The sequence below is a fragment of the Desulfovibrio cuneatus DSM 11391 genome, assembly GCF_000430005.1.
GTDB classification, from domain to species: domain Bacteria; phylum Desulfobacterota; class Desulfovibrionia; order Desulfovibrionales; family Desulfovibrionaceae; genus Frigididesulfovibrio; species Frigididesulfovibrio cuneatus.
The window spans coordinates 1-26,632 of record NZ_AUCY01000042.1; the positions used below are offsets into that span (position 1 = coordinate 1).

General features: G+C 54.6%; 21 protein-coding genes and 1 pseudogene. 10 read left to right on the forward strand and 12 right to left on the reverse strand.

Annotated elements, in window-relative coordinates:
* Positions 1-155 precede the first annotated feature (155 nt).
* Positions 156-1,580 carry an NOL1/NOP2/SUN domain family protein gene (locus tag G497_RS0110695; protein WP_027188134.1) on the reverse strand — a complete coding sequence of 475 codons (1,425 nt, stop codon included), beginning with the start codon at positions 1,578-1,580 and terminating at the stop codon, positions 156-158.
* A 537-nt stretch (positions 1,581-2,117) separates the two neighbouring features.
* Between G497_RS0110695 and G497_RS0110700 the strand changes: the two genes are divergently transcribed.
* Together G497_RS0110700 and G497_RS0110705 are read left to right on the forward strand one after the other, a co-directional pair.
* Complete coding sequence (locus G497_RS0110700; RefSeq protein ID WP_027188135.1) at positions 2,118-3,809, forward strand: VCBS repeat-containing protein; 1,692 nt, start codon at positions 2,118-2,120, stop codon at positions 3,807-3,809.
* A 157-nt stretch (positions 3,810-3,966) separates the two neighbouring features.
* Positions 3,967-5,142, forward strand: a complete 1,176-nt coding sequence (locus G497_RS0110705) for an RluA family pseudouridine synthase (protein WP_051258051.1) — start codon at positions 3,967-3,969, stop codon at positions 5,140-5,142.
* Between the two features lie 103 nt (positions 5,143-5,245).
* Here the strand turns inward: G497_RS0110705 and G497_RS17800 are convergent, their stop codons facing one another.
* The gene (locus G497_RS17800; protein WP_051258052.1) at positions 5,246-6,298 is read right to left on the reverse strand and encodes a DHH family phosphoesterase; all 1,053 of its coding nucleotides are present in this window, start codon (positions 6,296-6,298) and stop codon (positions 5,246-5,248) included.
* A 114-nt stretch (positions 6,299-6,412) separates the two neighbouring features.
* Positions 6,413-7,129 carry a cobamide remodeling phosphodiesterase CbiR gene (gene cbiR / locus G497_RS17805; protein WP_156908055.1) on the reverse strand — a complete coding sequence of 239 codons (717 nt, stop codon included), beginning with the start codon at positions 7,127-7,129 and terminating at the stop codon, positions 6,413-6,415.
* Between the two features lie 485 nt (positions 7,130-7,614).
* Between cbiR and G497_RS0110720 the strand changes: the two genes are divergently transcribed.
* A complete protein-coding gene (locus G497_RS0110720; protein ID WP_027188137.1) occupies positions 7,615-8,514 on the forward strand; it encodes a M23 family metallopeptidase in 900 nt (299 codons plus the stop codon).
* 162 nt (positions 8,515-8,676) lie between these two features.
* Positions 8,677-10,620 (forward strand): annotated as a pseudogene (gene mutL / locus G497_RS17810) (DNA mismatch repair endonuclease MutL); the annotation flags it as partial.
* 435 nt (positions 10,621-11,055) lie between these two features.
* On the opposite strand, the gene pal reads toward mutL, so the two are convergent.
* From pal to G497_RS0110765, 8 genes are all read right to left on the reverse strand, one after another.
* The gene (pal, locus tag G497_RS19880) at positions 11,056-11,544 is read right to left on the reverse strand and encodes a peptidoglycan-associated lipoprotein Pal (RefSeq protein WP_084516215.1); all 489 of its coding nucleotides are present in this window, start codon (positions 11,542-11,544) and stop codon (positions 11,056-11,058) included.
* 602 nt (positions 11,545-12,146) lie between these two features.
* Positions 12,147-13,457: a PD40 domain-containing protein gene (locus G497_RS0110735; RefSeq protein WP_084516217.1), complete on the reverse strand. Its 1,311-nt coding sequence runs from the start codon at positions 13,455-13,457 to the stop codon at positions 12,147-12,149.
* 163 nt (positions 13,458-13,620) lie between these two features.
* The gene (locus G497_RS0110740) at positions 13,621-13,953 is read right to left on the reverse strand and encodes an energy transducer TonB (protein ID WP_169726997.1); all 333 of its coding nucleotides are present in this window, start codon (positions 13,951-13,953) and stop codon (positions 13,621-13,623) included.
* A 150-nt stretch (positions 13,954-14,103) separates the two neighbouring features.
* Positions 14,104-15,189, reverse strand: a complete 1,086-nt coding sequence (gene tolA / locus G497_RS0110745; RefSeq protein WP_027188141.1) for a cell envelope integrity protein TolA — start codon at positions 15,187-15,189, stop codon at positions 14,104-14,106.
* 4 nt (positions 15,190-15,193) lie between these two features.
* On the reverse strand, positions 15,194-15,658 hold the full coding sequence (locus G497_RS0110750) for a biopolymer transporter ExbD (RefSeq protein ID WP_027188142.1): 465 nt from the start codon (positions 15,656-15,658) through the stop codon (positions 15,194-15,196).
* 4 nt (positions 15,659-15,662) lie between these two features.
* Entirely contained in the window at positions 15,663-16,343 is a 681-nt protein-coding gene (gene tolQ / locus G497_RS0110755) for a protein TolQ (RefSeq protein ID WP_027188143.1), read from the reverse strand.
* A gap of 622 nt (positions 16,344-16,965) precedes the next feature.
* On the reverse strand, positions 16,966-20,061 hold the full coding sequence (locus G497_RS0110760; RefSeq protein ID WP_027188144.1) for an efflux RND transporter permease subunit: 3,096 nt from the start codon (positions 20,059-20,061) through the stop codon (positions 16,966-16,968).
* Positions 20,062-20,071: 10 nt separating this feature from the next.
* The gene (locus G497_RS0110765) at positions 20,072-21,205 is read right to left on the reverse strand and encodes an efflux RND transporter periplasmic adaptor subunit (RefSeq protein WP_211228759.1); all 1,134 of its coding nucleotides are present in this window, start codon (positions 21,203-21,205) and stop codon (positions 20,072-20,074) included.
* Positions 21,206-21,791: 586 nt separating this feature from the next.
* Between G497_RS0110765 and G497_RS0110770 the strand changes: the two genes are divergently transcribed.
* From G497_RS0110770 to G497_RS0110790, 5 genes are all read left to right on the forward strand, one after another.
* Positions 21,792-22,262 carry an outer membrane lipoprotein gene (locus tag G497_RS0110770; protein ID WP_245576379.1) on the forward strand — a complete coding sequence of 157 codons (471 nt, stop codon included), beginning with the start codon at positions 21,792-21,794 and terminating at the stop codon, positions 22,260-22,262.
* 470 nt (positions 22,263-22,732) lie between these two features.
* On the forward strand, positions 22,733-23,155 hold the full coding sequence (locus G497_RS0110775; RefSeq protein ID WP_027188147.1) for a bacteriohemerythrin: 423 nt from the start codon (positions 22,733-22,735) through the stop codon (positions 23,153-23,155).
* A gap of 144 nt (positions 23,156-23,299) precedes the next feature.
* Positions 23,300-23,740, forward strand: a complete 441-nt coding sequence (locus G497_RS0110780; protein WP_245576380.1) for a CidA/LrgA family protein — start codon at positions 23,300-23,302, stop codon at positions 23,738-23,740.
* Positions 23,728-24,426: an LrgB family protein gene (locus tag G497_RS0110785; RefSeq protein WP_027188149.1), complete on the forward strand. Its 699-nt coding sequence runs from the start codon at positions 23,728-23,730 to the stop codon at positions 24,424-24,426. The genes G497_RS0110780 and G497_RS0110785 overlap by 13 nt, the downstream gene beginning before the upstream one ends.
* Positions 24,427-24,715: 289 nt before the next feature.
* Positions 24,716-25,396 (forward strand): carbonic anhydrase, encoded by a 681-nt coding sequence (locus G497_RS0110790; RefSeq protein ID WP_027188150.1) that lies wholly within the window; start codon positions 24,716-24,718, stop codon positions 25,394-25,396.
* Positions 25,397-25,620: 224 nt separating this feature from the next.
* Here G497_RS0110790 and G497_RS0110795 read toward each other — a convergent pair whose 3' ends face one another.
* Positions 25,621-26,262, reverse strand: a complete 642-nt coding sequence (locus tag G497_RS0110795; RefSeq protein WP_034637591.1) for an HD domain-containing protein — start codon at positions 26,260-26,262, stop codon at positions 25,621-25,623.
* Between G497_RS0110795 and G497_RS20465 the strand changes: the two genes are divergently transcribed.
* Positions 26,261-26,632: hypothetical protein (locus G497_RS20465; RefSeq protein WP_027188152.1), on the forward strand; the 372-nt coding region annotated here is incomplete at its 3' end. The genes G497_RS0110795 and G497_RS20465 overlap by 2 nt on opposite strands.

A 26,632-nucleotide genomic window follows, 5' to 3' on the forward strand; every position in this document is an offset into this window, starting at 1 on the left:
GTAAATGCAGAGCGGTACTGCTGTCTTTGAGAAACGTGCAGTTTTTTCGTTTGGCTAGGCACGAACTTTTTTTGAGGTGGGTGCTGGGCTCTTTGGCCCTGCCCCGCGTCAAAAAAAGCAAGTAACGCCGCCAAACGGAAAAAATCCACGTTTCTCTACAGAGGGGGGAGCATGGCGCGTGCACCCTTAACCCGCAACCGGCACAGCGGCAGGCCCTTGTAATACAGCCCTGCTGTTTTGGCCTGTTTCCCTACAGCCAGTGCCTGGCCGGAAAACAGGGGGGTGAGTTCTTCCGGCGTTTCCACGCACACCGCCGTATTGCCGGGGTGTTCTGCGGCGTCCAGTTCCGGCATAAGCACCCGCAAGTTGGGGGCAGGGGCAAAAGTGCCGCCATGAAAGCGCCCCAAGGGGAATCCTTTCCAGATCATGGTAGGGGGAATAAGGGCTTCTGTTTGCTGGGGCAGGAAATGCACCACGTCATTATATAAAGCGAGGCGCCCCTGGGGCAGCCCTTCCAGGCTGGTGCCAGGGCCGAGCAACGTTTCACGCAGCACGGCCTGCCCTTCGGGCCGGGGGGCTGGGGCCTTCTGCCCCAAACTTTTTCCGCCTGCACCGTTGTTGTATCCCTTGCCAAATTTACCACGGGCCTGGGCACGGCGCTGGGCGCTGCTCCAAGCAGTAACGTCCTCTTGCACAGCATCTTCACCCATTACAAGAGAAGCCTGCACAGGCAGGCTAGCCACAGGCGCGTTCAAAGGCTTTTCCAGCAGGGCCACAAAAAAGCCCTGCTCTTCCTGGCTGGTGGGCACACGCAGCACGCCTTCAAACTGGGGCAGCTCTGGCGCGGCAAAAGAAAAGCCCGGGGGGGCTTGCAGGGGCACAAAGGTAAAACCCAGTTCCTGCACGGCAAAGGCAAGCTGGGCCTCATTTTCTTCCACATTGGTAGTACAGGTGGAATACACCACCCGCCCGCCAGGGGCCAGCAGGGCAAAAGCCCGCTGTAGCAAGGCCCGTTGCAGGGCAATAAGGGGCTTTACCTTGTCCCCTTGCCACAGGGCCGTCACATTGGGGTTCTTTTCCACCGTGCCCCAGCCACTGCACGGGGGGTCCAGCACAATATACTGCCAGCCAGCCCCGCCAGGGGGCATGGGCAACTCCACTGCGCTATAGGAAGTGGTGGCACACTGCACAAGGTTCAGGGCACACAGGTTATGGCGCAGGGTGGCAAGGCGGCTGCGGGAAGGTTCGTTCCCCAGCACAAACCCCTGTGCCCCTACAAGCTGGGCCGTAAGCCCGGTTTTGCTGCCGGGGCTGGCGCACATATCAAGGCAGGCCGCCCCGGTATGCGGCGCAAGGGCAAGGGGGGGCAGCATGGAAGAACGGTCTTGAATGTAAATGTAGCCAAAGCGCGCAGCAAGGCTGCCACCCAGGGGAAAAGGTTCATGCAAAAGTTTATACGCCAGGGAAGAAAATGGCTCCGGTTCAAACCGGAAGCCCTGGGCGTGGAGTAAATTTTCCACAAGTTCCCTGTGGCATGGCTTGCACACAAAGCGAAATGAGCGTAAGGGCATTTTATTCATACGACAAAAAAATTGTATCCGGCTATCTTTTTGTTCTCTGCTAGGTATTGCAATTAAAAAGCGAGACAAGAAGAGGTGGTTGTAAGAGCAAACGACACGCTACGCGGCATAATTTTGCTAGCAAAATTGTGCCACTGCTTCCCAGCTTGCCAGCCGGACAGCAATGACGATGGAAGTTCGGTTGCAACAGTCAAAAAATAACGATATACTCATGCCGTATCTTCCGCAAGAAAGAGTTTTCAGCTTGCGGCTGTGCGCACAGAGTGCACTTTACGCAAGCGCAGATTACGTGGCATTAATCAGATCCATACCCAAACTGGTGGAACCCACCTGCTTGGGGAAGACACATAATCCACTTATTTAACAGGAGAAATAAATTATCCTTATTCGTGGATTAAGGTCTTTTTACCCCGTAAAAAGACCCAGGGAAACACCAATCAGTATTTCCCTAGTACCTGTTTCAATCGGTTGCCTTGTTCAGCCAGACTTCATTATGGAAACCTGGCAACATTTTTCCACCCACCAAAGCGAGGAAGTATGAAGCGAATTATTCGCACCAGCCTTGGCCTCTTTATGCTTATGCTGCTGTGTGCAGCCCAGGCAATTGCCGCTGAAAAAGCAACATTTATCGTGCTGCCCTTTGCAGTGGAAGGCCCCCAGGGGTTCGCCTATCTGGAACGCTCTGTTCCACAAATGCTTACCTCCCGCCTGTACTGGAAAGACAATGTGGAACCCGCCGGAGCAGACGCTTCCGCAGGCAGCCCTGTACGGGACGCAGCCACCGCTGAAGCAAAACGCAAGGCCGCCGGGGCAGATTACGTTGTATGGGGAACCGTAAACGTAGTGGACCAGGATTGTAGCCTGGACGTGCGCGTAAAAAGCAAGTCTGGCAAAACATGGCAGTATGCAAGCGACGCAAAAGCCAACCAGTTTATGGCTGCCATTAAAACCACCAGCGACCGCATTAATAAAGAAGTGTTCAACCGCAAGGCTGAACCCACAGGTGGGGCCACTGCCAGCAAGCCCAATGCGACTGGCCGCGTTAACCAGATGAACCCCAACCTGGTTATTAACGAAACCACCCCCAAAGAAGTGTACCTGAACCCGCACTTCCGCTACGCTGGCGGCGGTGCTGGCGACGACACCAGCCTGCGTTCCCAGGCACTGCCTTTTGCAGCCACAGGCATGGAAGTGGTTGACGCCGACGGCGACGGCCGCAATGAAGTGTTCATTCTTGATGACACCATGCTCTATGCCTTCCATTTTGAAGGCGGCCAGTTGAAGCCCGCAGGCCAGCAGCCCCTGCCCAAGGTGCTGGACATTCTTTCCATTCGTGCCCTGCCCATTAGCGGCAACCGTGCGGAACTGATTGTTAACGCCATTGACAAAGACACCCTGCCCCAGGCCATGATTTTCTCCTATGCTGGCGGGCAGTTCACTGAAAAAGCGAAGAACGTTAAGTACTTCCTGAACGTGGTCAACATGCCCCCGGCATTCCAGCCTGTGCTGCTTGGCCAGCAGGCCCAGCCACCCAAGCTGTTCCGCCCCGGCATTTATGAAATGAGCAGAACCAGCGGCGGCGTTACCCCTGGCAACCGCCTGAACCTGCCGGAAACCGTGAACGTGCTGAACTTCACCTACCTGCCCGGCGGCTTTGACGAACACGGCGGCAACAAGCTTGTGACACTGACAGAGCAGGAACACCTGCGCCTGTACACAGCCAAAGGTTCCCGCATTGCAGAAACGGAAGAAAGCTATTCCGGCACTTCCAAAGGCTTTTTGATTGAAAACGCCATGCCCGGCCTTGGCCGGGAAACAGTGACCCTGAAAGACATGTTCTATGTGCCCATGCGCATGCTGGCCATAGACCTGGAAGGCAGCGGCAAGTTTGAACTGCTGGTGAACAAGCCCATTTCCACTGCGTCTAAAGTATTTGACCGTTACCGCTTCTTCCCGCAGTCTGAAATTCACAGCCTGTTCTGGGACGGTATTGGCATGAACCTGCGCTGGAAAACACGCCGCATCAAGGGCTCCATTGTTGACTTTGCCGTGGCAGACGCCAACAACGACGGCATTCTTGACCTGGTGACCCTTATCAATACCCACCCTGGGGCATTGGGCGTGAACGCACGTAAAACCATTGTGCAGCTCTTCCCGCTGGATTTGACCAAAACAGATTCCAAGACCCAGCCGGACAAGACGTTTAACGACCAGGACGCTGAGTACTAGAAAACACTCAGTTATTCCGTTTTGCTGCGTTACTCGCTTTTTTCACAAGGCCCGCCTCTGGCGGGCCTTGTCTTTTCTTCAAATCGCCTCTATTCCTTATTCAGCCCCCTTACCACACACAATCTCCATTTGTCCTACCCAAAATAAGCACCCCACCATGCCAAGCACGTCCCACACCACACATTCTGAGCCCATGGCCCAAGAACCCGCAGCCCAACGCACCACCCCATTGGTGGTTACGGCTGCCGAAGCAGGCATGAAGCTGTTGCGCTTTCTGGAACGGCGGCTGGAGGAAGCCCCCCCCACAGGGGCGTTGCACAAGTGGATTCGCACAGGGCAGGTACGCATTAACGGCAAACGCTGCCAGCCATTCAGCCTATTGGAACAGGGCGACGCCGTGCGCCTGCCCCCCTTTGCCGTGGCACGGCAGTTGGGGGAAGAAGCAGCAACACCGCCCGACACCAGCCAAAGCACGCCCAAAGCAGGCAGGAAAAGCGCGGGTGCAGAAACAGCAGGGCAGCATAATGGCAACCATGGCGTGGCCCAGCCCTACACCGTGGGGCCACAATTGCTTGGAGCGGATTTGCCCATTACGGCTGTGGGGGAAGATTATTTGCTGCTGGCAAAACCGGCAGGCCTGGCCGTGCAGCCCGGCACGAAGCAAACCCAAAGCGTTACCAGCCGCCTGCAGGCAGCATTTGGCAACCAGGCCTTCATTCCTGCCCCAGTACACAGGCTGGATAAGCCCGTTTCCGGCCTGCTGCTGGTGGCAACCGCCCAGCAAGGCGCACAGCGCTTCAGTGCGGCCTTTGCTGCGGGCAACACCTTGTGTAAGGAATACGTGGCCGTGGTGGCAGGGCAATGGCCCCATGCAACACCGCAACTCCTTTTGCACACACTGGAAAAGCGCACCCTGGCCCATGGGCAGGAGCGCATGGTGTGCGTTGAGACAGGGGAAATACGCCCCTGGAATGACGAGGAAGAGGAGGAAAGCCGGGCAGCCTTGCTACACCACATTGCCCAAAACAAACTTGCCGCCCTGGTGGTGCGCCCAGCCCAGCACCCGCCGTGCAAGTGGCACAAGGTTGCCCTGCGCGGCACAGGCCTTGATACAGCAACACTGCTGTACATTGAACTCATTACCGGAAAGCACCACCAAATTCGGGCCCAACTGGCCCATATGGGCACCCCCATTGTGGGAGACAAAAAATACGGCGGCCCGGCCTTCAGCCACTTGCTGCTGCACGCCTTTGCCCTGCGCCTGCCGGAAGGCACCCGCCACACCCTTGCCCCACAGTGGCCTGCACCGTTTCAGAGCGTTTGCCTAGAGTAATACTCTCCCCTGCTAAACAAGTACACCGCAGACAGCCAAAAAAAGTACCCATGCCCCACAAACAAGTGGGCCATGGGTGCTGTCACATCACGAAATGACATTCTTAATCCGCCATATCGTCCATCAACTCATCCGGCAAGGAAGCATGCCCCACGGTCTCAGGGGCAGTCTTAGGACGAACTTTTTGTCTGCCATGGGAAAGCCGCTGCCACACAAACAGTTCAATATCCCCTTTTTCCGGCAAGGCGGCGGCAGGTACTTCTGCCCTGGCCATAACCTTATGCCCCCCGGCAGAGCCAATGTCACCGAAGCGTTCCGAAGCCAGAGCGCCCACATCTTTGCTCACGCCATCGCTGCGGAACACCACCACAAGGTCCCCTTGGAACAGGCCTGCCACGGCAACCCACCGAATTTCGTACACACGCATGAAAAAGTCGGCAATAACCACAAGAATATCCGAGTTTTCCACTTCCCCAATATAGACATACTGCCCTGAACCCAGGGAATACATATTGGTGCAGGCCTTGGCAAAAAATTCCAGCCAATGGCTGTGAAATTCGCTGCGGCCAATACGTGAAAGCAGGGAATGGTCTGCAAAACGGTTCAGGTAATGATAAGCCCGCATGTCCACATCACAAAAATGACGTTCAAAGTTTGCCGTGTCTGTTTTAATACCAAATTGCAGGGCCGTGGCCAGCAGCTTTCCGGGGCGCATGTCCAGGGCATACAGGTATTCTGTCATGAGGGTAGCGGTTGCCCCGTAATCAGGCTTAATTTCCACATAAGGGGCGTCGTAAGGTGTTTCCGGCAATGGGTGGTGGTCTATAATAATGGAAAAAGGAATGTCGGCAAAGGAAGGGTGGTGGTGGGGTTGGGAGTCGACAATGGCAAACCGCTGGAAGCGGTCCCGCATGCTTGGCTCATACTCCAGCATATGCATGTGGGTGTAGCGCACCAGGGCCAGGTTGTCTGGCCGGGTAATGGGGTTTACCTTGGCTATGTGCACTTCCTTCACCCGGCGGGTCAAAATGCGCTTCAAGGCCAGGGCAGAGCTCATGGCGTCCGGGTCGGCATTAATGAGAATAAGCCAGCGTTCATCGCGAAAGAACAATTGCAACAGCCGCTGTAGCTTGGGTATTTGCCGAAAATAAGCCATAGAACCCTTATCCTGTTTTCCTGCGCCTATGCCGGGCGCTTGTGTGTACCACTATGAGTGTATACGGGCGTTCACCCCAAAACTTAATGCCTTTTAGGAAACGCTGCCATGTGGTTACGAGGCAGAATTTAGCCACTGGCGTACCAAGGGAACAGATTTTTCCACTTCCTGCCACCGGAACAATTCAAACATCAGCACGGCCTGGGGCGGGGATGCCACAAGGGCGGCCTTGGCCACTGCCTCCTGGGCCGGGGTCAACGTGCTCAGGCAGGCGTGGCGGCTGCGCTGCCCACCTTCCCCTGGGGCATTTATATGCACCATGTCCACCTGGGCCAGCAAAGCAGGTGCCAGGAGCAGGTTCTCTTGTTCATAGGCCAGGAGGTGGCCAATATCAAGGCAAATTCGCTGGTTCAGGGCCAACAGCACCGGAGAAATTTCCAACAGGCTGTTTTCCTTTGTATTCTCCCACAGCAGCGTAACGCCCTGGCAGCAAGCAACAAAGGCCTGCACAAAACGCTGCACCAACCTGGGGGCATCTTTCCCGGCGGGGGGGTGCACAACGGCCCGCTGCACTCCCAAAAACGCCAGTTTCTGTACAAGGGTGGCGGCAATGGTGGCTGCTTTTTCCGGCTGGTGCATGGGTAAATCTACCGGTAAATGCACATGGTACGAAAGCGGGAAGGCAGCCAGTTCAGGGGGCAATTCTGCCGCACCCGCTGCAAGGCTGGCTTCCGTTTCAAAAAAAAGAATACCCACTTCATCAGCCAAAGGAGCCAGCACCTGGCAGTTTTCCAGCACCGAACCCGGCATAACCCAGGAAGGGGCCGCCACAGTGCGCCCTGAAATATGCCACTGCTTTACAGGAGAAAAAGGTATACCAGAATTGTTTTGTGTGTGCATGGCAGGAAGGGGGCAAGCAATAGTGCAGTTTCACTTTGAATTTATATCCATTTGCCATACAGCGCATGGGGTGCTTCATATAACACATTGTTATCATACAATAAAACGAAACGCTTCGCAGGTGCTCATGTTGCATCCACCGAGCAATTGCAAAATGATATGGCACTGGTGCAGAGCCTTTCTTGACAGAATGTGTTGAGTAACGGTAATTTTACTCTGTTCTTTCCCCGGAAGCAGTCAAGAGCAGGAAGGGGCATGGAAGAACCTCTCATATTTCTTCCACGTGTTGCAACTTTTTTTTGCAGCGCAATACTGCAACATACAGAAGCAGAAGTGCTCTTTCTGTTGCTGCAATTTCATTGCATCAGTGTTCTGTTCCACGTTTTTGCACGGCACACTGTTACCCTAAGGCCAGCATGTTTAAAAATTACCATATTGTTATTTTCAAAGACCGCGAAGGCGGCATGCGCAACCTCAAGCTGCGGGGCTGGTTAAGCCTGGCCCTGCTCCTTCTGCTTGTGGCCCTTGCCGGGGCAAACTTTTTTCTGTGGGGCTATTACAACAACGCCAACCAGCTTGAACAGGAACTGCTGCAAGCCCGCAAAACCATTCAGGACCATGACAGCCAAATGCTTGCCCTGGCTGGCAAGCTGGAAGCACTGGAAAGCGATGTGACCCGGGTGCAGCGCTTTGACGCAAAGCTGCGCGTGCTTACCAATATTGGTATTGACCAGGAAAGTACCAAGGATGAAGAGGCCTCACCTTCCTCCCCCTTGCATAACCCGGAACTGCTTTCCATGCACCGGGAGCTGTTTTCCCGCCACATGCACAGCTTGGTGGACGAACTTGCCGCCCAGGTGTACCTTGAAGAAGTGGACCAGCAAAAGCTCATTCTGGCCTTCAGAAGCAACAAAGACATGCTTACCTCCACCCCTTCCATTTGGCCTGCGGAGGGCTTTTTAAGCTCTGGCTTTGGCTACCGCCGCTCGCCCTTTACCGGGCGCAGCCAGTTGCATGCGGGCATAGATATTTCCAACAGGCCCGGCACCAACATTATTGCCCCAGCCAACGGGGTAATTACCTTTGTGGGTGCGGACGGAGCTTACGGCCTTGTGGTGGTACTGGACCACGGCAACAACATTACCACCCGGTTTGCCCACCTGCGCAAGTCGTTGGTGAAGGAAAACCAGACTATACAGCGCGGCGACGTTATTGCCCACATGGGTTCTTCCGGCCGCAGCACTGGCCCACATTTGCACTATGAGGTGCGTATCGGTAATGTGCCGGTTAACCCCATGCGTTACATCTTGAATTAGGGAAAGACTGATTAAATAGCAATTCGAAAACGCGCAGTTATTTCGTTTGGCAAGGCGAGAGCTTTTTTTGAAGCAAGAGTGGACTCTTCCTTCCTTGACTGTTTCAAAAAAAGCGAAGCAACGCCGCCAAACGGAATAAATCAGCGTTTTCTTAGGTATCCCATGCCCATATCTCCCCCCCCCAGAATTGCCCTGCTTCCCCCGGTGTTACGCAACCAGATTGCCGCCGGGGAAGTGGTGGAACGCCCCGCCAGTGTGCTGAAAGAACTGGTAGAAAACAGCCTTGACGCTGGTGCCACCAGCATTGAAGTGACCATTGAAGACGGTGGCCAGCGGCTTTTGGCCGTGCGTGACAATGGCCGCGGCATGCCTGCCGAAGATTTGCGCCTTGCAGTAACGCGCCATGCCACCAGCAAGCTGACCTGCTTTGAAGATTTGCTGCATGTGGCCAGCTATGGCTTCCGGGGCGAGGCCCTGCCAAGCATTCTTTCCGTTTCCTGCGTGCGGGTGGAAAGTGCCCAGGAACAGGGCAATGGCGCTTTTCTGGAAGCCAGCTTTGGGGTGGTGGCAGGGGAAGGGCCAGCCGTGCTGAACCAGGGCACCCTGGTGGAAGTACGCGACCTGTTTGCCAACGTGCCTGCCCGCCTGAAATTCTTGAAAACCCCGGCAACGGAACTGAAACGCTGCCAGGAAGTGCTGCTGCGCCTTGCCCTGGCCCGGCCACACGTACGCTTTGCCCTGTACGCCGGGGGGCGTGAAATGATGGTGCTGCCTGCCGACGCAGGCCTTGCCGCGCGCCTTGCCCAGGTATGGCCCCCCACAGTGCTGGAAGGCCTTGTACCTGTGGAAGGCACCCGCAACGACGTGCGCGTGTTTGGTCTTGCCTCCCTGCCCCACAGCTATCAGGCCAGGGGCGACCGCATTTTGCTGTATGTAAACGGCAGGCCCGTGCAAGACAAATTACTGCTTCGGGCCGTGCGGGAAGCCTATAAAGGCAGGCTTACCAGCCGGGAATACCCCCAGGCGGCCCTTTTTGTAGAGCTGGACCCGGCAGAAGTGGACGTAAACGTTCACCCTGCCAAAAGTGAAGTGCGTTTTCGGGACGAGCGCCAAATATTCTCCGCCACGCTGCGGGCTTTAGAAAGTGCCATGCAAGAAGCGGCCCCGGTATTTGTTGGGGAAACCACCCAGGCATCCCCCTTTCCCCCCCTGTATAGTGAAACGCCCCGCCAAACTTCCCATACAGAAAATCACCAAAACGCCACTGAACACACAGGCGGGCAACCGGGAGAACACCCCACCACCAGCCATCCCAAAGGATTTTGGGGTACAATGGATTCCCCGCGCCTGATGGAATTTCCCCAACGCACGGCACCCCCGGCGGAGGATGCATTCCTTGACCAAGGGAATGAAGAAGATACAGGGCATGACCCCGATGTTTCCATGAGCACGTCCAGCCCTGACCTGAGCGGATTGCCCCTGAGCGAGTTGCCCCTGAGCGAGTTGCATAGGAATACCCCCGTTTATGCTGGCCCAGGGTATGCGCGTATGGCCGCAGCAGAAGCGCAGGCCGTGGCCTATGCACCAGCCCAGTTTTTGCCCGGCCTGCCCCAACAGGCAGACGCTGCCAACAGCGGGGGCATTGCTGACCCAGGCACGCAAGGCCTGGGGGTGCAAACTCCTGCCCCCGGTTTCCCCATTACTGTGGGCAACATGGTGTGCCTTGGGCAGTTTGCCAAAACGTATCTCATTCTGCTGGTAGGGGCAGAACTGGTGCTGCTGGACCAGCACGCAGCCCATGAACTGGTGCTGCTGCACGCTATTCATACCCCGGAAGGCAATGGGGAATGCCACCTGCTGGCCATGGCAGAATGCCTGCCCCTGCACCCCGCCGAACAGGCCCGCTTTGATGAAAAACAGGCAGACTTGCAGCGTTTTGGCTTCAGCTTTGCCCCGGAAACGGATGCACAACTATGCGTAACGGGCATACCTGCCTGCCTGAAACGCGGGGAAGCATTCACATTTTTGCGGGCTGTGCTGGCAGACACTGTGGAAAACATGGAACACCGCTTCCATACCCTGGCTTGCCATAGCGCTATTAAGGCCGGGGATGCATTGACGGCAGATGAAGCCGCGACATTGCTGCGCCAATGGGCGGCGCTGGAAAGCCCCCTGTTCTGCCCCCATGGCAGACCCATTGTGTTGCGGTTTAGCGCAGCGGAGCTGGATAAGATGTTCAAGCGGCGGGGGGGGGAAGGGGGAATAGGTCTTTTTGAGGAAAGAGGTGCAGGTTCGTGCGGCGCAAGCGCCGCGCCAGCCTGTTGTTTTTTGTTTTGTTTGCCGCTCCGCTTGGGTCGGAGGGGCCCTTGTGCGGCCCCCCTGCCCAAGCGGAGCAGACGAATAAAAAGAAAAGAGAAATGGTGTGGCGCTTGCGCCGCAAGAACCCAAGCAGAGCGACAAGCAAAACAAAAAGCCCCCTGGTACTCCAGGGGGCTTTGTATCAACGAGGGCATGTGCCTTGCTTACCGCAGGGCAATCACCTTAACGAGGCTTGGAAACTTTGAACTCGTCGCGACGGTTTTTAGCCCACACAGCTTCGCCGGAGCCTTCCACTGCCGGGTGCAGCTTACCAAAGCTTACCATTTCAAGCTGGCTTGGGCTTACGCCCAGGTTCACCAGGAAGTCGTAAGCAGCGCGGGCGCGGCGTTCACCCAGGGCAAGGTTATATTCTTCAGTGCCGCGTTCGTCGGTGTGGCCTTCAATCAGCACACGCAATGAAGGGAACTGCTTGATAACTTCGGCTTTTTGGGTCAGCAGAGTCTTGGACTCAGGCTTCAGGTCAAAGCGGTCAAATTCAAAATACACAATGCCGTTGCTGATTTGGGCAGCAGCCTGGCGTTCAGCTTCGGTCATAATGCCTTCGCCGTCGCCTTCGGGCACATCGTCGCCCGTTTTTTTGGCGCAACCAACGCTGGCCAGAAGCATTAATGCAAGCATCGCCATAAACCCACGGCGCAATACAGTTGTCATACCCTCTCCTCCTTGCCACGCCTAAGGCGTGGTATAATTGTACAAAAGCAATTTCACCTTGAAATTACCAATAATGAACGCATGGCGGCCACCCGCACAGCATGCCGGTACTATGTCATTACTCTCCATGGGCAAAGCAGGTGCCCTGCACATGGCCTGAAGCAAGGCATGTTGCCCTACTCACCGCTACCCCCTTATTCCATAAGGGGGGGAAGCATTTACAGAACGGATGCATGGTATCTTTCCGTCAAAATTTGTCAAGGGCGATGCAGGCAATCCAGTCAAAAAATCGCTTTGCATCTACGCAAAAAAATATACCACAAGGCGTTATTTTCCGCTATTCCCCTGCAAACAGGAAACCGCATGCACAGAAACTATGAGCGCTTTACCCGCACAAGGCAAGCCTTACATGGCCTGCCTTGTGCATTCCTGAGAATCGCCAAGTAAAACAGTGTTTCCAGGCAATGAACACTTGGGAAACGCTCAGTTGTTTGGTTTGGCAAGGCACGAACTTTTTTTGAAGTGGGTGCTGGACTCTTCGGTCCTGCCCCGCGACAAAAAAAGGAAGTAACGCCGCCAAACGGAACAAATCAGCGTTTCCCCTAGTTCTTGATGTGGTTCCAGGCCGGAAACATAGCATCCCCCGTGCCTGTGGGAATAAGGCGTGGGGTTGCCCCATCACGGGTAGTCAGGAACAGCTGACGCTTGCCATTGCGGTTGGACATGAAGGCAATAAAGTACCCGTCGGAAGAAAATTCCGGTGCTTCATCGCTGCCAGGGCCAAATGTAACCTGACGTTCCTGCCCCGTTACCAGGTCTGCCACATACAGGCGGTGGCCGCCGCCTTCCATGCGGGCAAACACTACAGAAGTGCCGTCCGGGCTAATGCTGGGGTCGGTGTTATAAGAGCCGCTCTGGCTAACACGGCGCACAGAGCCGGAACGCAGGTCTTTCAGGAAAATCTGGGGGCCACCCTGGCGGCTGGAAGTAAAGGCCATGAGGGAGCCGGAAGCGTCAATGGAAGGAGAAACTTCAATGGCACCGCTTTCATCAATACGGCCCATTTTCTGGAATGAGCTGCTCAGCATAAAAATGCTGGGGTTGGGGCCGTCTGTCATACTTACAGCCACGCGGTTGTCCGGGAAAAAAGTAGGTCCAATAACGGTGCTGCCAGCAAACTTGATGCGCTGGGTGGTTTTGGATTTCACATCCAGCACGCCCAGGCCGTGGGAACGCTTGTCCAGGTGGGAAAATACCACAAAGCGGTTATCAAACGACCAGGCAGGGGAAAGGGCTTCGCCTTTCATGTTGGTAAGCTGGCGCAGGCCACGGCCATTGGCCTTTACTGCCCACACATCACGCTGCCGCTGCCCGCCGGAACGCACAAAGGCAAGGGTGGAGCGGAACAGAGTGCTTTTGCCAATAATGCTTTGCAGCAAGTCGTCGCAGAACACGTCTGCCATGCGGTTTACGCCATCGTCGCCGCTTACGTCATAGCGGTTACCCATAAGGGTGCCGCCTGTGGCTGCGTCAAACACGCGCAGTTCCACCTGCCCGTCACCCGCCCAGTTGGTAACTACCACCAGTTGGGCCCCGGCCATTAAAAAGCTGTTAAAGTTGGTGCCAGCGCCCGTGGCAGTGGTTACCCCGCCGCCAGGAATGCTGCGGCTGTCCAGCGTTTTCAGGAAAGGAACAATGTTGAGGTTATTCAAAATGGCCTTTTGCATTTCGCCAGCCATGTTGCTGTTACCGTTGGGGGCACCCAGGGCAATGGTCATGGAGCCTTGGCCCTCTTGCACAAGACGGGCTGTAACATCAGCTGCCTGAGCAAATGAGGCTGTAAAAAGTAAGCAAAGCAAGGCAACGGCAGCCATTGGCCCGCGCCACTGTTTAGACAAATTGTGCATGTTCATGGCAGGTGTGACACCTCATGGAAGATGGTTAGGAAATGAAGCGGCAAAAAAGCCGTCCCTTCATGTGTGTTTGTACCCAAAAGCAGGCGGCAAGGCAACAGGTGGTGTAAAAATAGTGGCGCTGGCAACGGTATGTAACTCGTTGTTTACGCAGGAAACAGGACTATAATTCAAAAACAGTCGCAATGTTTACTTCTTTATTGCCCGGGGTCGGGGGAAGCCCCCCAACGTGCTTGAGGGCGTGCATTAAGCTGCTATCAAACAATCGGTCACCTGAAGGCTCCACAAGTGTTGTCTCCTTTATCTGCCCGTCTTTTGCAATAACGACCATGACAACAGCCTGTAGTTTGCGCCTGTTTGCGCGGGGAGGGAGCCGCCACTCCTGCCGTAGCCGCTGGGCAAAAATGTCGCCATAGGCCTTTACAGCCTCCTGCATTTGCGGAGTAAGAACAGCCTTTGGTTTTGCCGTTTTCGCCTTTTCTTTGGCAAAGGCCATGGGTGCAGAAAAAAGCAGACACACAAAAACAAAGCAAAAAACGACCCAAGGCCACCCACATTGCAAACGCCGCATACTTCTTTCCTCGTTTGCGTAAGCAGTTACCACAACAAGGGGCGTGTACCCTTACAGCACACGCCCCGCTATTCATCATCGTGGTGTTTCAAAAATAACGTCGGCATCCAGCCCGCGCCCGTTGGGCGGCGGTTCATCCAATACACCAGTCAGGCGAATGGCACTCATAAGAGTGCTGTCAAACAGCCTGTCGCCGGAAGATTGCACAAGCCGGGCCTGGGAAATGGTGCCATCAGGTTCTACCACAATATACACCACAGCACTCAGGCTGCGCCTGTCTGCCCGTGGGGGCAACTGCCAGTTTGGCATAACACTTTGCACGATAACGGCTTCATAGGGACCAAGGTTGCCCACTCCGTCGCCGCCAGAACCACCAGGGCCGGTGCCTTCGGCGTCGTTACCGGAGCCGCCAATTTCCGTACCCAGGTCATCCAGGGCGCTGGAAAGGGTGCCCGAGGTTTTCCCGGTTTTTTTGGTGGTGCCACCATCGGCGCTGCCACTTTTCTTCACTTCTTTTTCAAGCCCTTTCAAGGCATCGGCTACGCTGGACTTTTTCTTGGCATCTGCCTTGGGCGGTGTAGCCTTTTTGGAGTCTGTCTTTTTCTCTTCGGCTTTTTTAGTTTCCGCCGGTTTTGCCGCTTCTTTTTTGGGCTCTTCCGGCTTTTTCACCTCTTTTTCAGGAGGCTTCTGGGCCGTGGCATTTTTCTGAGGCGGTTTTTTGATATCTTCCTTGGGTACTTTTATCGCATTGACGTCTGGAGTGGGTGGTTCCGGCGGAGCAGGTGGTTCTTTGGGAGGTTCCACTTTAGGCGGCTCCGGCTTGGGTGGTTCCACTTTATCCAGGGGTTTTACCTCTGGCTTTTGGGGCACCTCGGCCTGGGGGTTTTCCAGGGCAGTGGGCTGCGGGGGTACTTCTTGCGCGGTGGTTTCTTCCTGCTTTTGCACAGCAGTTTTTTCGGGTGCCCGGCTTTCCTTGGGTTCCATTTTCTTGGCGTTGGGGGTCATTTTGCCCGCCTTGCCAAGGGTAACAAGCCCAGCCGAAAGGGGTGGCTTGAAGTCTTTCAGCTTTGGCTCTGGCAACGGCCACAGCAGCACCAGGGCAACAATGCCCAAGTGCAGGCACATGGAAAAAAGCATGCTGGAAAAACGGTCTTGGCCCACAGGCTTACCTGCCCCTTCCCTGTTGCAAGGGTACCTGCCCTGGGGCGGCGGTGTCTGGTGCAAGGTCATCAATACGCTGCGCAACAATGCCAAGCTGCTCAATGCCCGCTGCCTTTACCCGGCCCATAACACCCACTACAACACCGTAGGGTACGTCTTTATCCGCGTTCAGGAACAGGCTTTTGTTCTGGTTTTTCACCACAGCCACAAGCTGGGTGCCCAGGGTTTCCACCCCGGTGGGCACATCGTTCAAAAACAGGGAACCATCGGCCTTTACCGTTAAAATAACGGTATTGTCGCCCGTAGGCAGTGTGTCCACTGCCTGGGTTTGCGGCAGGTTTACCTCCAGCCCTTCTGTCATCATGGGGGCTGTGACCATGAAAATAATGAGCAGCACCAGCATAACGTCTACAAACGGCGTTACGTTAATTTCTGCCACAAAGCCTTTTTTGCCTAGCTGTGCACCCATAGTGTTACCTTGCGGTATTCTGCTGAATATTGGTGGCGTTCAATTCACGCTGCACGCGGTTCAGGAAAACCCCGGCAAAGTTTACCATCTCAGATTCAATATTCGCCAAAGACCCCAGAAACATGTTGTAGCCCACCGTGGCGGGAATAGCCACAAACAGGCCCACCGCCGTGGCAATAAGGGCTTCGGAAATACCGGGGGCCACAGTGGCAAGGGAAGCACTGCCCTGCGCGCCAATTTCATGGAACGAGAACATGATGCCCCACACCGTACCAAACAGCCCGATGAACGGCGCTGTGTTGGCTGCCGTGGCAAGGAAGGAAAGCGACGTGTTGAGCTTGCTCATGGATTCACTCACCCCCTGGCGCAAAGCACGGCGCACGTTGTCTGCCACCACGTCGCCAGAGTTCCCGGCTTCTTTCAGGCGGTTGAATTCCGCCACACCCTGCTGGGCCACGTGGTACAAAGGGGAAGCGCTGTCGCCCCCAAGGGACTGCACCGCTTCACGCAGGTCGCGGGCTTCCGTAAAGCGCACCAAACCGGCAAGGGCTTTTTGGTAAGCCGCCCGCAGGGAGAAAAATTTGCTGATAATCACAGTCCAACTGCTGATGGACATACACAACAGCAGCAGAAGCACAAGCTTGGCCACCAGTGTGGCGTCGTAAATGGCTGAAAGAAAGCCCATGAGGCATATTCTCCTGGTAAGTAACGGTAGTTCCCTGGCGCGGTGAGCCTGCGCAAAAAGACCAAATCACCTCTATTATTTCACTTCCCATTCCAGAGAACAGCCTGCTGGAATGGAACGACTCCCTGTCATCTCTTCATTCCTGATGGTACCATAAACACAACAGGAACAAAAGCCCGATACACCAAACGGGCGCATTGCGCCAGAAAAAAATCAGAGGTGAATGCCCTGGTGCGTTTTAGCGCGGCAAGAATTACCCGTTATACAATGGCTACAAAATAGCAAAACACATTGCAGCAGTAATCAGAATAAGGCCTTGCAGACAAAAAACGGTTCCCGGCACGTGCCAGCAACCGTTTTTTGTCTTGTTTCAACAACTGAGTGTTCCCCAAGGAAACGCTCAGTTAAGAGCACCTGGGAAACGCTCAGTTTTTCGTTTGGCTAGGCGCGATGTTTTTTTTGAAGTGCGGGCTGACAATTCCGCAGGAAAGCAGAATTGGGAACCGCCCAAAGGGCGGGAGCCGAAGGCCGAGGCCCAGGACGGGCCGAGTCAACTCTTCCGTCCTCGACTGTTTCAAAAAAAGTGAAGCAACACCGCCAAACGGAATAACTGAGCGTTTCCCTATTGGCCGGAAACCCTCTCCGCCATAGTCTGCAACCACTTATACAAACCGGGAATAAACACAATGCCCACCACCGTGGCTACAGCCATGCCGCTGAACACCAAAGTACCTATAATCTGGCGGCTGGCAGCCCCGGCACCGCTGGCAAGCATAAGCGGCATTACCCCGAAGATGAAGGAAATAGCCGTCATCATAACAGCCCGGAAGCGCGTTTTGGCCCCATCCAGAGCAGCCTGTTCAATGCTGGCTCCTTCTTCCCGCCGGGCCTTGGAAAATTCCACTATCAGAATGGCGTTTTTCGCCGCTATGCCAATGAGCAGAATAAAGCCGATTTGGGCGTACAGGTCGTTTACAAACCCGGCAAGCTTAAGCCCCAGCAACCCACCCCCAATGGCAAACAGCACGGAAAAGATGACGGAAAGAGGAATTGTCCAGCTTTCATACTGGGCCACCAGGAACAAATAGGCGAATATGCAGGCTGCCAGGTAAATGAACATGGCCTGGTTGCCCACCTGCTGTTCCTGGAAGGACATGCCACTCCAGGCATAGCCATAACCTTGCGGTAAGTTATCGTGCAGCACCTGTTCCATAGCCGCCAAAGCCTGCCCGGAGCTGACCCCAGGAGCCGGTGACCCCATAATGCTTACAGCCGGGAACTGGTTAAACTGCTGAATAAACGGTGCACCCACGGTGGGGGATACGCGCACAAGGGTATCCAGCCGCACAAGGGCCCCCTGGTTGTTGCGCACCTTTAACTGGGCAATTTGCCGGGCTCGCTCGCGGAACTGGGCATCGTTTTGCACCATAACCCGGAACACCCGGCCATGCACGTTAAAGTCGTTTACACTAAAGCCCCCAAAGGCCATTTGCAGCGTGGCAAAAATAGAACTTACCGGAACACCCATAAGGGCGGCACGGTCGCGCTCCACTTCCAGGGCCACCTGGGGCACGGAAGCGCTGAAGGTGGTAAACACCCGTGCGAGCATGGGGTGCTGGTTTGCGGCAAAAATAATGGAGCGGCTTACCGTAGCCATTTCCTGCACACTCTGCCCGCCAAGGGCCTGCAAGCGCAGGTCGAACCCGGAAGCATTGCCCAAGCCCAAAATGGCCGGGGGGTTCATGGCTACCACCAGGGCAGAAGGAATGGAGGCCAGCTCTGGTTGCAAGCGGTTAAGAATTGTTTGCACATGCGGGCGCTGGCCCCACGGGTGCAAAATAACAATGGCAAAGCCCATGTTGGTGTCTGGTGTGGCGTTAAGCAGGCTGTCGCCTGTAATCAGCACCACATCTTCCACCCCTTCCTGGGCAGAAATAATTTGCCGCACCTGCTCTGTTATGCGCGCCGTGCGCGTTAAGGAGGCCCCGTCCGGCAATTGCACGTTGACAAAAAAGTAGCCCTGGTCTTCGTCCGGTAAAAAGCCTGTGGGCAGGGTTTTAAAGCCCATAACCACACCTACTGTGGCAATAACCATGCCCAAAAGGGTAAGGGCAAGGCGCTTGCTTACCTTGCCTGCCAAAGCCACATAGCCGTCGCGCACACGGTCAAGCCCGCGGTTGAAACCAGCAAAAAAGCCCTTGGCTTCCCCCTGGCGGCGCTTAAGCAGCACAGCACACAGGGCCGGGCTTAAGGTAAGGGCCGCTAGGCTGGAAAGGACCATGGCCGCAGAAACAGTAATGGCAAACTGGCGGAACATGGTGCCCGTAATGCCCGGCAGGGCCGCCACAGGCACAAACACCGCCAGCAGCACCAGGGTGGTGGCAATAACAGGGCCGGCAATTTCCTGCATGGAACGGCGCGCCGCTTCCACAGGGGTCATTTCCGGGTTTTCGGTCATAAGCCGTTCCACGTTTTCCACCACCACAATGGCGTCGTCCACCACCATGGTCAGGGCCAGAATAATGCCGAACAAACTCAAGGTGTTGGCCGTGTAGCCCAAGGCATGCAAGAACATGAACGTGCCCACAAGGGAAACGGGAACCACCACGCCAACAATGGCAATGGCGCGCACGTTCTGCAAAAAGATAAACACTACCCCAAGCACCACAACAAGGGTAAGCACAAGGGAGCCAACAATTTCTTCCATGGTAGCGGAAACAAAGTTGGAAGCATCATACTGAATGGCATAAGCCACACCAGAGGGAAAACTTGCCTGCAACCGTTTCATTTCCGCCTGAATAGCACGGGAAACTTCCAGGGCGTTGGCACCGGGGCTAGGAAATACAGCCAAAAATGGCGAAGACATGTTGTTCAGGGCTGCATCCACCTGATAGTTCTGCGCGCCCAGTTCCACCCTGGCCACATCGCGCAGGCGTACCAGCGCCCCGTTGGGGCTGGAACGCAAAATAACATCGCCAAATTCTTCGGCTGTGCGCAGCCGCCCCTGGGCCATAATGGTCAGGGTGTGGTTTTGGGCCGGGTTGTTGGGGGGGGAACCCACCTGCCCTGCTGCCGCCAGAATATTCTGGTTGCGCAGCGCAGCAACAATATCCTGGGCTGTCAAATCAAGGGAATCCATGCGGGCTGGGTCCAGCCACACGCGCATGCTGTAGTCGCGTTCACCAAACAGGTGTACACCCCCAACACCGGGCACACGCATAAGGGCATCACTTATCTGGATGCTGGTATAGTTACTCAAAAAAAGCTGGTCGCGGGTGGAGTCTGGGGAATACACACTTACCCCCAGCAAAATATTGCTGGAACGCGTGCGCACAGAAACCCCTTCATTAACCACCTCAACAGGCAAGCGCGAAGTCACCTGGGCCACCCGGTTTTGCACCTGCATGGTGGCCACGTCCGGGTCAGTACCGGCAGCAAATGTAATGTTAAGCTGGTACGCCCCGCTGTTGGAACTAGTGGATTCCATGTACAGCATGTTGTCTACACCATTCACTTCCGCTTCAATGGGCGCAGCAACGGATTCAATTACATCCACCGCGTTGGCACCGGGGTACATGGCGCTTACGTTAATAACGGGGGGAATAATATCTGGCAGTTGTTCCACAGGTATTACCTTTAAGGCCACCCCCCCAATAAGGGTAATGACCAAGGAAATAACCATGGCGAATTTAGGTCGTGATATAAAAAATTGCAGCATTGCCGCCCCCTTACTGTGCTACCGGAGTTGCAGGCACAGGGCGCACCTGGGAACCTGGGCGCACTCGTTGCAAGCCATCCACAATTACCTTGTCGCCTGCAACCAGACCCGTGCTGACAATAAATTCCTGATCCATTTGCGGGCCAAGGGTTACCCGGCGCACGGCCACAGTATCATCCTGCTCCAACAGCAGCACAAAAAAGCCTTCCAGGTCTTGCTGCAGGGCAGCAGCAGGCACTGCGGGCAAGGTGGGCGGTTCCTGGGCTGTAAGGGTTACGTCCACCACACCACCTGGCAGCAGCAGGCTTTTGGGGTTGGGGAAGCGTGCCCGCACTTCCACAGTGCCAGTTTGCTCGTTAATGCGGTTGCCAATGGAGTCGAACTTGCCAAGATCCGGGAAAATTTTCCCGTTGGCAAGGCGAAGCTGCGGGGCAAAATCTTTCCCGAACAAATCAAGGGGCAGCTTGTCGTCCCCCAGGGTGGCAGAAATAAAGTCGCGTTCACGCACGGCAATAACCACACGAATGGGGTCAAGCTGGGCAATGTCTATCAGGGCAGGGGAAGCTGCGTTCACAAAGCTGCCCACGCTGATATCGGTTGTGCCCACCCGCCCGGCAATGGGGGCGGTAATGCGGGTAAAGCTCAGTTCCAGCTCGCGCGCACGCAGGGCAGCTTCGGCCTGGGCCAGGGCAGCGCGGGCCACGTCACGGTCGGCCAGGGCGCGGTCGGCATCGGTTTGGCTCACAGCGCGTGTGCGGGCCAGGGGGGTTAACCGGGCATACAGCACTTCGGTAAGGGCAAGGGATGCCTGGGCACTGGCCACCTGGGCCTGGGCCTGGTCCACCGCAGACTGGTGCACGGCAGGGTCAAGTTCAAACAGCACATCCCCTGCCTTGACCATTTGCCCTTCCTTGAAGTTCAGGGTTTTCACAAACCCTTCCGTGCGGGTATGCACCTGGACAAAGTTGGGGGATTCAATGCGCCCAAGATATTGCAACGGCTGGGAAGCAGCACGCTTTTGCACCACAGCAAAAGTTACCGCTGGCAGGGGGGCACCTTCAGCCCCCAATGCAGGGGCCACAAGGGAAGCAGAGAACAGAAGAGCCGTGCACAGGCACCAGAACTGGCGGTTGACTGACATCATAATACACTCCACAACAGGAAGAAAGTTAAGGAAATGCCGGGGCATTCCGGTTATGTGCTGCTGTTCACCCATTCCTAAGGAAACAGTGAATACGGGTGTGCCCATGTGATATTGAGAGACCACTGATCAAATGACGTTTTTGAAACGCTCAGCTTTTTGTTTGGCAAAACGCGAGTTTTTTTGAGAGGCAGGCGCTGGTGAGCGACCATTATGCAGGAGTGACAGCAAAAAACAGCCCCCCAAAAGACATGTGCCATGACACAAGGAACACCACAGAATTTTTTGAAATTCATGGCATCAACGGATTTTTTACAATAATAAATTCAATAAAATAATACATACACACTGTCAAGCTACTTCACTCAAAGCAACGGGCACAATGCCATATTTTTCATACGCCTCACCTGTTAAGCGAAAGCCACATGGGACAAAACGGCTCATGGTATATAGCCTAGGCCAGACAAACCATCATTCTTACAAAAAAAAACCAAAGAACAAGTTGCCAAAAGATGGATTTCTTAGCATACTATGCATGCAGATTTTACCGGATACACCTTTCCCCAGACGCTATATGAAGGAGTTCTCCATGAACATTATGAAAAAATCAAGCACCGCGCTGTTACTTATTGCTTCCCTGGCCTTTGCTGGTTGCGCCTCACAAACAGGCAGCACCTTTTCTTCCGGCCAGGCCCGCACCACTCAAACAGTACAAATGGGTACCATTACTGCCCTGAACAACGCCACCATTCAGGATAATGCTTCCGGCCTGGGGGCTGGGGCAGGGGCCATTGCCGGCGGTGTGGCAGGCAGCACCATTGGCGGCGGCCGTGGCCGTGTTTTGGGTGTTCTTGGCGGCGCAGCCGTTGGCGCTGCGGCAGGCCATGCCATTGAAAGCCGCGTGCGCACCACCGACGGTGTGGAAATTACCGTAAAGCTGGACGATGGTGCCACCCTTTCTGTGGTGCAAGAACGCGGTGAAGAAGAACGCGGCATGCGTGTGGGCGACAGAATTCGCCTGTTGCGCGGGGCTGACGGTTCCGCCCGCGTGCGCCGTTAACAGCCTTTTGCACAACCAAGACCAATGCAAAACTGCGTTTTGCGTGCTTTTTGAACCGTCCTCCCTGTGGGAAGCCGCGTAAAGATTATTTTGCAATAGTCTTTACCACTCCAGGGGCAAGCCTGGGAACTGCTGAGCCGCCATTGAGACAATATTGGCTGCAAAGCCACAGGCAGCAAGCCCCCGTAGCGTTGACACGCCAACGGGGGCTTTTTGATAACCGCAAATCAATACACATTAACGCATTGCCTGCTCCCCGCACAGTCTTAAACAATGACTATTTCAAAAAGTGCCATTACGCCTTTGCGTTATTCCAATTTACAATAGAATGTGGTATAGCTTTATGTAAGCTATGTCGATTTTTATCGTATCCCGATGAAGTTGGAGGCCAGCAAAGCACCCATGATGCTTTGCTGGGGAGCCTATTTCTTGTGCGGCATGAAATAAACGAGAAAACGAAAGGAGACACAATGTTTAACCTTTATATTATTCCCACCAAGGAATCCAAAATTGGAGTTCCCATTGTGGATGAACAGCACTGCAGCATGACTTCAACCATTAACTCCCTGTACTTCAGTATGAACAGGGGCCACTCACAAAAATTACTACTTTCAACCATTGAAGCGTTTGAAGTGCTGGCAAGCATCCACTTTACGGTGGAAGAAGAGATACTGGAACTTATCAATTACACTTATATTAAGAATCACATTGAGGCGCATAAAAAAGTGCGCGATGAATTGCACACGCTGCTCGTTAAAAACAAACGAACAGGGGACCCCAACGACCTTTTGACCTATTTTAAAGTACATTGGCTGCCTCACATTGATACCTTTGACCGGCATTACGCAAAATTTATGCACAACCACTACAACCAGCCTGATATCCGGTCATAATACTTCACCCTTCACGCGCCTCTTTCTTTGATAGCAGCTGCTGTGGGGGCTCCTGTTCCAGGGTTAGGCAACCCCTCCAGGGCAAGGCACTGCATTTTTTATATTGCCACGCGCCTTTTCTGGAACTTCCTGCAAGGGTGTGCTATGCACCTTGTGCGCACAGGCCACACTGCCTGCGCCATTTGCCACATCCCTTCAACAGGAACGACCACAGTGAACAAATTTATCCGCATACTATGGCAAACCGCATTGCTGTTTGCCATTTACCAGGGCAGCCTGTGGGTGGTGCGCGTCACTGGCATTCCTGTGCCCGCCAACGTCCTTGGCATACTTGTGCTGTTTTGCCTGCTGCTTTCAGGGGTTATTAAGGAACATCATGTGAACGAGGCTGCCACGTTTTTCCTCAAGCACCTGGTGTTCTTTTTTGTGCCTGTGGCCGTGGCCCTTATGAACTGGGGTGAAGTGTTTTACCAGTACGGCTGGGTGCTGCTGGCTGCCATTGTAGTAAGTGCCCTGCTGCCCCTGGCCCTTGTGGGACGGCTTGCCCAGTATTTGCAAAAAAGGAAAGACAGATGCAGCAATTAACCCTGTTTTTCTATATTGCCTTTACCCTTGGCGTGTACGCCCTGGTGCGGTTTTTATATGTGCGCAGCAAAAACAACCCGCTGTTCAACATTGTAGCCGTCAGTGCTGCCATTATTATTGCAGTGCTTTTGGCCTGCGGCATTACATGCGAGCAGTATGAACCTGCCAAAGACATTATGACCATATTGCTCGGGCCCGCCACCGTGGGCCTTGGCTTACCCTTGTACCGTTACCGCAAGCTGCTGCGCCAGCAGGCCGGGTGCATTGCCATGTGCGTTGCTGGTGGGGCCTTGCTGGCCATGTTTTCCGCAGCGCTTATTGCCCAATGGGGCGGCCTGCCCCACGACGTGGTCATGTCCATTATGGTAAAGGGCGTTTCCATTCCATTTGCCATTGAAATTACTGGCATGTACGGCGGCATACCCCCACTGGCAGCCGCATTTGTGGTGGCCACGGGCACCTTTGGTTCTTTGGTGGGCAGTTGGTTCCTCACCCGCGTGGGGGTAGCAAACCCCTTGGGCCGCGGCCTTGCCCTTGGCACTGTTTCCCACGCCCAGGGCACAGCCGTTGCCCTTATGGAAGGGGAAGAACAAGGGGCCATGGCAGGGCTGGCCATGATTCTTGCCGGTATTTTTACAGCCGCCTTTGCGCCACCTGTGGTGTGGGTGTTGCAACTGCTCAGCTAGAACATTGCACAAGCAAACTCTCAAGCAATTCCGCCCTGGAATGTACTCTGGGGGAAGAACGCCACATACACGCAGCGTCTATTGAAACCATTGTGCACTGGTCTCGTCCTGTCGTTGCACCGCGTATGATGTGACACATTGTCCCCATTATTGAACCATCAATTTTTCTTCAAAGACGCATTGTACATTTATACTTTTATTATCCACAAAAATATATTATAATCACATAATGTTTTAATACTATAGCGAACAACATCTCAACAACATCTTTTAAACGGTGGAGACATGTATGAAACGACTTTTCAGTGCCTTTGTTCTCTGTGCCAGCATGAGCTTTGCTCTCACTGCATCCGCTACCACTGTAGCGCCAGCAGGTTCTACCCTTACACCTGCACAGGCAAAACAATTGCTGGTAGAAGGCAACATGCGTTTTGTGGCCAATAAACAAATAGCAAACGACTTAAGCCAAGCCCGCCGCACAAATTTGTTCAAAAACGGGCAACACCCGTTTGCCACCATTCTTTCCTGCGCCGACTCACGCACCGCACCCGAACAACTTTTTGACAGAGGCCTTGGCGAACTGTTTGTTTTGCGTGTTGCAGGCAACGTGCTGGTGCCTACCATTACTGGCAGCATTGAATTTTCACAAACGTTTCAAGTACCTCTCATTATTGTTATGGGCCATAATGCATGTGGCGCTGTGGAAGCCACCATTGGTGGCGGTAAAGTAAGTGACAATATTGCCGCCATTGCCCATGAAATCACCCCGGCTGTACAGGCCACCAAAAAAAGCCATCCTGATTTGGCAGGAAGCAAACTACAGGAAGCGGCCACACAAAAAAACGTGGAACTGATGGTAGCCAAATTAAAGAAAAATCCTGAATTGAAAGCACGCCTTGAAGCGGGCAAACTAGAGGTTGTTGGCGCCATGTACGACCTTGAAAGCGGGCAAGTCACGTTCCTAAAATAAGTTCCTTGTTCTGCCGCCAAGAAAGCCATGCGGCAGGCAGCGAACTCCCATTATACAGTGAGACAACGCTCTCTTTTCCATAAAAAAACACCGCGTAATGCTTTTTAGGCAACAGCGGTGTTTTTTTGTGTGGCTTTCTCCATACGTTGCGCACAAATTAGCCCTTTAAGCATTGATTAAATGCCATAAAAAGATATTCCCCGTGGAACCCCTGAGATTACCGCTTACTTTTCCGGGGCCTTGCGTGCCCACCATGCCGGGTCTGGCCCTTTGAACCACCAGTCGGTGTGGTCGGTGCTGGTAATGGCCCCCGCAAGCTGTTTCCCTTCATCAGTACGCAGGCGCTGCACGGCAGCCTCCAGCCATTTGGCAGCATACTTGTTACCCAGGGCATTTTCTTCCACCAGGTTGGCAATAAGGTCAAGCTGGTCGGCGTCTTTTGCCAGCAGGGCTTCCTGCGTTTCGCCGTCTTCCTGCTCTTCCCACAGGGGCAGGAGCAAGTCTTCCAGCCCGGTGCCGCCTGTGGCGTGCTGCATGGCCAGCGTGCCATTGCTGGTGTTGTAAATGCGGTTCACGTAGTTAAAGTCGCCTGTACGCGCTTCATGAAAGTCGTGCACAAGGCACAGCATAACCACCCGCTCCGGGGCAATGCCTGCCATGCGGGCCAGCACCATACCGATTAACGCTGTGCGAAAACTGTGCTCTGCCACGTTTTCCGCGCCGCTCCCCAAAAATTGATAGCCGGAACGCGGCGTTTTCCGCAGCATACCTGCCTCAAACAAAAAATCGGCCAGCCGGGTCATCTGGCTGCGGCCTGCCAAATTCTCCACAGCATCACACTTGGGGCAAGGGGTCTCGTCTTTCATGGCGTCTCAATACGAAAAAGTTACAAGGCGAATGCGTAACGTAGCGTTAGGAAATTTTATTAATTTGCATTGGGGGACGCTGTCCCCCAATACCCCCTGCAAGGGGAATGATTCCCCTTTACCCCCATTTTCGTTTATGTTCCCGCTCTGCGGGACCATAAACGTAGATGCGGGTTCCAAGGGCATCACGCCCTTGGCGGTGGGGTTTGGGGAGGCAGAGCCTCCCCAAGTAAACAATGAAATCAATTGCACAATTGTCTCTATCAAAAAAACCAAGCTCCTGCGAGCGAGTGGAGGCACCGTAGGTGCATCCATGCGCGAGCAGGGGGCTGTGCTTGGGCGGGGCGTTGGTGAAAAGATAGAATTTTTT